Annotated in this window: 6 protein-coding genes and 1 pseudogene; 5 read left to right on the forward strand and 2 right to left on the reverse strand. The window is 66.4% G+C overall.

What is annotated here, in order from left to right; translation table 11 throughout:
• Positions 1-143: 143 nt before the first annotated feature.
• Both D9R12_RS14970 and D9R12_RS14975 read right to left on the reverse strand, forming a co-directional pair.
• Entirely contained in the window at positions 144-1,085 is a 942-nt protein-coding gene (locus tag D9R12_RS14970; protein ID WP_122231615.1) for an electron transfer flavoprotein subunit alpha/FixB family protein, read from the reverse strand.
• A gap of 174 nt (positions 1,086-1,259) precedes the next feature.
• A complete protein-coding gene (locus D9R12_RS14975) occupies positions 1,260-2,006 on the reverse strand; it encodes an electron transfer flavoprotein subunit beta/FixA family protein (protein WP_122231617.1) in 747 nt (248 codons plus the stop codon).
• Between the two features lie 222 nt (positions 2,007-2,228).
• Here D9R12_RS14975 and rfbB point away from each other — a divergent pair, with 222 nt between their 5' ends.
• The 5 genes and pseudogenes from rfbB to D9R12_RS15000 form a co-directional block, all read left to right on the forward strand.
• Positions 2,229-3,293: a dTDP-glucose 4,6-dehydratase gene (rfbB, locus tag D9R12_RS14980; RefSeq protein WP_122231619.1), complete on the forward strand. Its 1,065-nt coding sequence runs from the start codon at positions 2,229-2,231 to the stop codon at positions 3,291-3,293.
• A 180-nt stretch (positions 3,294-3,473) separates the two neighbouring features.
• A complete protein-coding gene (gene rfbA, locus D9R12_RS14985) occupies positions 3,474-4,361 on the forward strand; it encodes a glucose-1-phosphate thymidylyltransferase RfbA (protein WP_122231621.1) in 888 nt (295 codons plus the stop codon).
• Complete coding sequence (rfbC, locus tag D9R12_RS14990; RefSeq protein ID WP_014159337.1) at positions 4,358-4,915, forward strand: dTDP-4-dehydrorhamnose 3,5-epimerase; 558 nt, start codon at positions 4,358-4,360, stop codon at positions 4,913-4,915. Before rfbA ends, rfbC begins: the two co-directional genes overlap by 4 nt.
• Entirely contained in the window at positions 4,912-5,817 is a 906-nt protein-coding gene (rfbD, locus tag D9R12_RS14995) for a dTDP-4-dehydrorhamnose reductase (protein WP_122231623.1), read from the forward strand. The genes rfbC and rfbD overlap by 4 nt, the downstream gene beginning before the upstream one ends.
• 122 nt (positions 5,818-5,939) lie before the next feature.
• A pseudogene (locus tag D9R12_RS15000) lies at positions 5,940-6,716 on the forward strand (nucleotide sugar dehydrogenase); the annotation flags it as partial.
• Positions 6,717-6,841: the final 125 nt, after the last annotated feature.

Below are 6,841 nucleotides of genomic sequence, written 5' to 3' on the forward strand. Positions count from 1 at the left end.
AAAATAGCGCAAACATGAGTAGCGTACAAGCCATGGAAGGCGGGCCCGTTTGACAAAGTGCCGCTGGACGCGAAACAGGGCGTCGGCGTGCTCGCTGAAAAACCAGGAGACGTCAGGAGCCGCCCTGCCGCGCCGCCGACGGATCAGCCCAGCGCTGCGTCCAGCTCCGGCAGCAGCTGGAACAGGTCCCCCACCAGCCCGATATCGGCAATCTCGAAGATCGGCGCGTCGGGGTCCTTGTTGATCGCCACGATGGTGCCGGCGTCCTTGATCCCGGTCAGGTGCTGGATGGCGCCGGAGATGCCGATGGCCAGGTACAGCTCGGGGGCGATGATCTTGCCGGTCTGGCCGACCTGGAGTTCATTGGGGACGTAGCCGGCGTCCACCGCCGCGCGTGAGGCGCCGACCGCGGCGCCGAGCTTGTCGGCCAGCTTGTAGATGATCTCGAAGTTCTCCTTGGAGCCGACGCCGCGGCCGCCGGAGACCACGCGGCGGGCCGACTGCAGGTCGGGGCGGTCGGACTTGCCGGCGGCCAGGCCGACGAAGCGGGTATGGGTGGGCAGGGTGGCCGCGGCGCTGGCCGCTTCGATCGGTGCGCTGCCGCCCTGTGCGGCTTCTGGCCAGGAGGCGGTGCGCACGGTGGCGACCACCGTCTGATCGGCCGGCGCCTCGACGGTGATGATCGCGTTGCCGGCGTAGATCGGGCGGGTGAAGGTGTGTTCGCCTTCCACGGTGATCAGGTCCGAGACCTGGGCCACGCCCAGCAGCGCGGCCACGCACGGCATCAGGTCCTTGCCGAAGGTGGTCGAGGGGCCAAACACATGCGTGTAGCCGGTGGCCAGCGCGGCGATCTGCGGCGCCAGCACTTGGCCGATGGCGTGGGCGTTGGCCGGGTTGGCCACGGTCAGGACCTTGGTCACGCCGGCGAGCTTGGCGGCCTGTTCGGCCACCGCTGCCGGGTCGGCGGCGAGCACCACCACTTCCAGGGCCTCGGGCTTGAGCGCAGCAGCGGCGCTGACGGTCTTGGCGGTGGAGGCGTTGAGCACGCCGTCCAGGTGTTCGGCGATGACGAGGACTTTGGACATGGAAACCTCACGTAGGGCGGGTCTTGACCCGCCTTGATGGTATTGCGTGACGGAAGACGGATCGAGTCGGCGGAAAGGCGGGTCGAGACCCTGGAAGGCGAGGCGAGACCCTCGAAGGCGGGTCAAGACCCTTGAAGGCGGGTCAAGACCCTTGAAGGCGGGTCAAGACCCGCCCTACAGCAGGCCCTTGGCCTTCAGCGCCGCGACCAGCTCGGCGGCGTCCTTGACCATCACCCCGCGGCTGCGCTTGGGCGGGGCGGCGTAGTGGGTGGTCTTGAGTTCCGGGCCGGATTCAACACCCAGCTCGGCGAACGCGATGGTCTCCATCGGCTTGGACTTGGCCTTCATGATGTCAGGCAGCTTGATGAAGCGCGGCTCGTTCAGGCGCAGGTCGGTGGTGACCACCGCCGGCAGGTCCACTTCCAGCGTCTCCAGGCCGGCGTCGACCTCGCGGGTGACCGTGGCCTTGCCCTCGGCGATCTCGACCTTGGAGGCGAAGGTCGCCTGCGGCCGGCCCCACAGCGTGGCCAACATCTGACCGGTCTGGCTGGCGTCGTCGTCGATGGCCTGCTTGCCCAGGATCACCAGGTCCGGCTGCTCCTTCTCGACCAGCTTGAGCAGGGTGCGCGCGGCGGTCAGCGGTGACACCGGGCCATCGGCGACCACGTGCACGGCGCGGTTGGCGCCCATGGCCAGGCCGTTGCGCAGGTGCGCGGCGGCATCGGCCGGGGCGATGGTGGCGACGATCACTTCGGTGGCGATGCCCTTGTCGCGCAGGCGCAGGGCTTCTTCCAGCGCGATTTCATCGAAAGGGTTGGGCGAAAGCTTGACGCCCTCGGTGACCACGCCGGACCCGTCCGGCTTGACCTGGATGCGCACGTTGTAGTCCACCACGCGCTTGTAGGCGACGAGAATCTTCATCAGGGCTGGCAGTCCTTGGAAAGGGTACGGATGGCCCGGCCGCGGGCGCGGGGCAGACTGCTGATTCTAGCGGGCTGGGCACGCCCATGCGACAGCGCATGGTGGTGGTCCTGGAATCTTCATTGCTTCGTAGCAGCATATAGCCAGTTTCACGCCCTGTGCGCCCTAGGCTATTCTAGGAAACCGCCGTGGTACGCGGCGAATCCTTTACTGGAGAAATGCGTGGCTCAGACGTGGTTGGTTACCGGCGGCGCCGGCTTCATCGGCGGGAATTTCGTGCTTGAAGCGGTCAAGGCCGGCAACAGGGTGGTGAACCTGGATGCGCTGACCTATGCGGGCAACCTGGACACGCTTTCGTCCCTGCAAGGCGACGCGAACCACGTGTTCGTGCACGGCGACATTGGCGATCGGGCGCTGGTCTCACGGTTGCTGGCCGAGCACCAGCCCGAGGCAGTGCTGAATTTTGCCGCAGAGAGCCATGTGGATCGCTCCATCGATGGCCCGGGCGCGTTCATCCAGACCAATGTGGTCGGCACGCTGGGCCTGCTGGAGGCGGTGCGCGATTACTGGAAGGCGCTGGCCGAGCCGGCCAGGTCGGCATTTCGCTTTCTGCACGTGTCCACCGACGAGGTCTACGGCTCATTGGGCCAGACCGGCAAGTTCACCGAGACCACCCCGTATGCGCCCAACTCGCCGTACTCGGCATCCAAGGCGGCTTCCGACCATCTGGTGCGCGCGTTTCACCACACCTACGGGCTGCCGGTGCTGACCACCAACTGTTCCAACAACTACGGGCCCTACCACTTCCCTGAAAAGCTGATCCCGCTGGTGATCGCCAAGGCCCTGGCCGGCGAACCGCTGCCGGTGTATGGCGATGGCAAGAACGTGCGCGACTGGTTGTTCGTCACTGACCACTGCAGCGCGATCCGCACGGTGCTGGCCAAGGGCCAGGTGGGCGAAACCTACAACGTCGGGGGCAATGCCGAACGCCAGAACATCGAGGTGGTGCAGGCCATCTGCGCCCTGCTGGACCAGCGTCGCCCGCGCGCCGACGGCAAGCCGCGCAGCAGCCAGATCACCTATGTCACCGATCGGCCGGGCCATGACCGCCGCTATGCGATCGATGCGACCAAGCTGAAGGAACAGCTCGGCTGGGAACCGCAGCACACCTTCGAGCAGGGGATCGCCATGACCGTGGACTGGTACCTGGCCAATCAGGACTGGGTCAAGCGGGTGCTGGATGGCAGCTACCGGCTTGAAAGAATCGGCCAGGGCGTCGCTGCCTGACATGGCTTCAACGACGTGCTTCAGTTCGTCATTCCCGCCAAGGCGGGAATCCGGCGGCATTGTCGTCGATGCGCGAACCTCGCTGGCTCCCCGCCTTGGCGGGGATGACGAAAGCGGCATGGCGTCCTGGCAATCAGCATTCAATGGCATGGATGGTCGTCAACAATTTCAGGAGTGGCAATGAAACAACGCAAGGGCATCATCCTGGCCGGCGGTTCAGGCACGCGCCTGTATCCGCTGACCCAGGCGATCAGCAAGCAGCTGTTGCCGGTCTACGACAAGCCGATGATCTATTACCCGCTCAGCGTGCTGATGCTGGCGGGGATCCGCGAAGTGCTGATCATCAACACCCCGCACGAGCAGGCGCTGTTCAAGACGTTGCTGGGCGACGGCTCGCAGTGGGGCATGAAGATCGCGTACGCCGCGCAGCCCAGCCCCGACGGGCTTGCGCAGGCATTCCTGATCGGGCGCCGGTTCCTCGATGGCGCGCCGAGCTGCCTGGTGCTGGGCGACAACATCTTCCACGGTCACGGCCTGACCGAAGTGCTGGCCCGTGCCGATGCGCGTGAGCACGGCGCCACCGTGTTCGGCTACTACGTGCGTGACCCGGAGCGCTACGGCGTGGCCGAGTTCGACGCGGACAACCGGGTGATCGGCCTGGAGGAGAAACCGGCCCAGCCGCGCTCCAACTACGCGGTCACCGGCCTGTATTTCTACGACGACAAGGTCTGCGATTACGCCGCCAGCCTGAAGCCCTCGCCGCGTGGCGAGCTGGAGATCACCGACCTCAACAAACTGTACCTGGAGCAGGGCAACCTGCACCTGGAGCCGCTCGGCCGAGGCTATGCGTGGCTGGATACCGGCACGCACAGGTCGCTGCTGGAGGCCTGCACCTTCATTGAGACGGTCGAGGCACGCCAGGGCCTGCGCGTGTGCTGTCCGGAAGAGATCGCCTACCTCAACCAGTGGATCGACGAGGCGCAACTCGAAGCCCTGGCCGCGCCGCTGGTCAAGAGCGGCTATGGCGAATATCTGCTGTCCCTGCGCGGACGCAAGGTCATCCTGTGAAGGTCATCGAGACGTCCCTGCCGGGCTGCAGGATCATCGAACCGGCGGTGTTCGGCGATGAGCGCGGGTTCTTCATGGAAACCTGGAACGCCGCGCGCTATGGCGAGCTTGGCCTGCCCGACCGCTTCGTCCAGAGCAACGTCTCGTCCTCGACCAAGGGCGTGCTGCGCGGCCTGCATTACCAGTGGCCCAACCCGCAGGGCAAGCTGGTCACCGTGCTGGAAGGGGAGGTCTACGACGTGGCGGTGGACATCCGGCGTGGCTCGCCGCAGTTCGGCCAGTGGACCGCGGTGCTGCTGAGCGCGCAGAACAAGCGCCAGTTCTGGATCCCCGAAGGCTTCGCCCACGGGTTTGCGGTGCTGTCCGAGCGCGCGCTCTTCAGCTACATGTGTACCGATGTCTATGACAAGGCCGCCGATGCCGGGGTGCGCTGGGACGATCCGGCGATCGGCATCGACTGGCCGGTGGCCAATCCCAGCCTGTCGGAGAAGGATGCCGGGGCGCCGCTGCTGGCGCAGGTTGCGCAGGAGCGTCTGCCGGTGCTGGTCGCATGAAGCTGCTGGTGCTGGGCGGCAACGGCCAGGTCGGTCACGAGCTGCTGCGTGCGCTGGCGCCGCTGGGTCAGGTGATGGCGACCACCCGCAGCGGCATGCTGGAAGACGGCACACCGTGCGAGTTGGCCGACTTCGACCAGCCGCACACGCTCACCGCGCTGGTGGAGCGGACCGCGCCCGACGTGGTGGTCAATGCCGCCGCCTGGACCGCGGTGGACAAGGCCGAGAGCGAACCGGCCGCGGCCGCGCGCGCCAATGCCCAGGCCCCTGGCGTGCTGGCCCGGGCCTGCGCGGCGCGCGATGCGCTGCTGGTGCACTACTCGACCGATTACGTGTTTCCGGGCGATGGCACCCGGCCATATCGCGAAGATGACCCGACCGCGCCGCTGGGCGTGTACGGCGCAACCAAGCTGGCCGGCGAGGACGCGGTGCGCGCCTGCGGCGCACGCCACATGATCTTCCGCACCGCCTGGGTGTACGGCGCGCGCGGCAGCAACTTCCTGCGCACGATGCTGCGGGTGGGCGCCCAGCGTGACCAGCTGGGCGTGGTCGCCGACCAGATCGGCACGCCCACCCCGGCCTGGCTGATCGCCGATGCCACCGCAGCGGCCATTGGCCACGCGCGCGGCCAATCCGGGACCTGGCATCTCACCGCCAGCGGCGTCACCAGCTGGCACGGCTTTGCCGAGGCGATCTTTGCCCAGGCCCTCGCCCGCGGCCTGCTCGAGCGCGCGCCGCAGGTGGCGGCCATCACCACCGCCGAGTACCCCACCCCGGCCAGGCGTCCGGGGTATTCCTGCCTGGACAACACGCGCTTCCAGCATGACTTCGGCTTTGCGCTGCCGGCCTGGGAAGCGGGGCTGGATGCAGTCATGGAAGCCCTGGCGCGGGACCAGCGCTGACCCGGGGCAGGGAACATACAAGCCGCGGTCGCGTTGCCCGGACTGCCTGCCCGGTCAACAAGCCGTCGTAGCCGATGTCGTATCGTAGGCGCGCTTCCCACTCCCCCATGAGGTTGCAACACATGAAGATTGCAGTGGCCGGTACCGGGTACGTCGGCCTGTCCAATGGCGTCCTGTTGGCCAGGCACCATCAGGTGGTGGCCCTGGATATCGTCGAGGCCAAGGTCAGGATGCTCAATGAAGGCCGTTCGCCGATCGTCGATGAGGAACTGGAGGCCGCGCTGGCCGAAGGGGGGCTCGATTTCCGCGCCACGCTCGATCCGCTCGATGCCTACACCGGCGCCGAGTTCGTGATCATCGCCACCCCGACCGACTACGATCCGGAAACCAACTACTTCAATACCCGCTCGATCGAGACGGTGATCGCCAAGGTGCTGGAAATCAATCCGGCCGCGACCATGGTGATCAAGTCCACCGTGCCGGTGGGCTATACCGAAAAGGCGCGCGCCCAGTTCGGCACCGACAACATCCTGTTCTCGCCGGAGTTCCTGCGCGAGGGCCGGGCCCTGTACGACAACCTGCATCCGTCGCGCATCATCGTCGGCGAGCGCTCGCCGCGCGCGGAAAAGTTCGCCGCGCTGCTGCAGGAAGGGGCGATCAAGAAGAACGTGCCGGTGCTGTTCACCGAGCCGACCGAGGCAGAGGCGATCAAGCTGTTCGCCAACACCTACCTGGCCATGCGCGTGTCCTACTTCAACGAGCTCGATACCTACGCGGTGACCAATGGCCTGGACAGTCGCCAGATCATCGAAGGCATCTGCCTGGATCCGCGCATCGGCGCGCACTACAACAATCCCTCGTTCGGCTATGGCGGCTACTGCCTGCCCAAGGACACCAAGTGTAGTGTTCCATTCTGTTTGGAACTTAAGCGCTGATTGGCGCGGATCACCTTCTGCAGGATGTCGCGGGCGCTTCTGGTCCAGATGAACGGCTTGGGTTTGGTGTTGTGATGCGCCAGGTACTC

Source organism: Pseudoxanthomonas spadix, from assembly GCF_003703395.1.
Taxonomy (GTDB): domain Bacteria; phylum Pseudomonadota; class Gammaproteobacteria; order Xanthomonadales; family Xanthomonadaceae; genus Pseudoxanthomonas_A; species Pseudoxanthomonas_A spadix.